This is a genomic window from Paenibacillus sp. CECT 9249, assembly GCF_918697855.1.
In the GTDB taxonomy this organism is placed as follows: Bacteria; Bacillota; Bacilli; order Paenibacillales; family Paenibacillaceae; genus MSJ-34.
In genome coordinates this window covers 1-1,639 of the sequence record NZ_CAKKLI010000102.1, presented here as the reverse complement: position 1 = coordinate 1,639, position 1,639 = coordinate 1, and the positions used below count along the sequence as shown (strand labels likewise).

Below are 1,639 nucleotides of genomic sequence, written 5' to 3'. Positions count from 1 at the left end.
CTCCTGTAGCGCGTCTACATTCTAAGTCTGTTTCTCCGGTACTCGCTTGAACTTCTTACCCGCTGGCTGTTCCCTTCGGCAACCCATGCCCGATGTTAGCAGCGTCGGGGCAGCTCATGGCCCGAAGCGTGTCCTCATATGCGAGGGTGACTGATCTGCGAGTGCGCCGGAGGCATCCCGGAGAGTCTATTCCCTGAATCCCTTACAGAAAGGAGGAAATCCACTTGAAGCTATTTGTCGGTATTGACGTCAGTTCGCAAGAACTGGAAGCGTGTTTGATGAACCCGGATGGCGAGACGCTTGAGACGCTGAAAGTAAAGAACGATTTGCACGGCGCTTCCCACTTGCGCGATCGTATCGTTGCCGCGGCGGACAAGCACTCGTTTTCCGAGATCCACATTGGGCTCGAGGCCACCTCGGTCTACAGTTGGCATCCCGCGATGTACATGCATGCGGATCCGGCGCTGAAAGAGCGCAAGGCTAAGGTGTTCACGATCAATCCGAAACTGGTGAGCAAATTCCGGGAAGCGTATCCCGACCTCGATAAAACCGATCGCCTTGACGCCTGGATTATTGCGGACCGCTTGCGCTTCGGCAGGTTGACAACGACCATCGTCATGCAGGAGCAGTACGTCGCGCTTCAAAGGCTGACCCGAATGCGATTCCATATGGTTCACAGCCTGACGCGCGAGAAGCAGTACTTCCTGCAGAACCTGTTCTACAAATGCAACGCCTTTACGTCCGAAGTCGAAAGCTCTGTGTTCGGTCATGCCATCATGGAGATGCTCTCGGAGAAGTACAGTCTGGATGATATTGCAACGATGGATGTCGCGGACTTAGCCGACTATCTCAGAGACAAGGGAAAGAATCGCTTTCCCGATCCCGAGAATGTCGCCCGCTGCATCCAGAAGGCTGCCAGAGCATCGTACCGGCTCTCCAAGGTCGTCGAGGATTCCATCGACCTGGTGCTGGGAACATCCATACAATCGATCCGAAGCATTCAGGCCCAGCTTAAGGACCTGGACAAGGCCATAGAGCGGATTCTCGAAGGTATTCCCGGCTCGAAGTGCCTTCGCTCCATCCCGGGCATTGACAAGGTGTACGCCGCCGGCATTCTCGCAGAACTCGGCGACATTGAGCGCTTTGATGACCAAGCCGCTGTGGCTAAGTACGCCGGCCTCACGTGGCGCAGGCACCAGTCCGGACCGTTCGAGGCCGAAGACACCAAACGGATCAAATCCGGCAACCGATTCCTTCGCTATTACCTGGTTGAAGCTGCCAACTCGGTGAAAAACCGCGATCCGGAATTCGGTGAGTATTACCGGAAGAAGTACGGCGAAGTACCCAAGCACCAACACAAACGCGCCCTCGTCTTAACGGCAAGAAAACTTGTGCGTCTGGTCGATGTGCTGCTACGCAACGACCAACTCTACACGCCTCGAAGGAAGGTGACGACTGCGAAGGATTAACGCCTCCTTTGCCAAAGTCCTTCACGGATTCCCAGTAAAAATCTGGTAAATGACTTGATTTTCGGGCTGGGTTTAGTTTGGTGCTGTCATTTTCCCTGACTCCCTTGCTTTACGGCCAAGAAAATTTCCAATTCTCAAGAATCAGGGACTTGACATCTTACCGCTGGACT

General features: G+C 54.2%; 1 protein-coding gene. It reads left to right on the top strand.

Annotated elements, in window-relative coordinates; genetic code table 11:
- Positions 1 to 224: 224 nt before the first annotated feature.
- Positions 225 to 1,469 carry an IS110 family transposase gene (locus LQ229_RS26885; RefSeq protein WP_216541458.1) on the top strand — a complete coding sequence of 415 codons (1,245 nt, stop codon included), beginning with the start codon at positions 225 to 227 and terminating at the stop codon, positions 1,467 to 1,469.
- Positions 1,470 to 1,639: the final 170 nt, after the last annotated feature.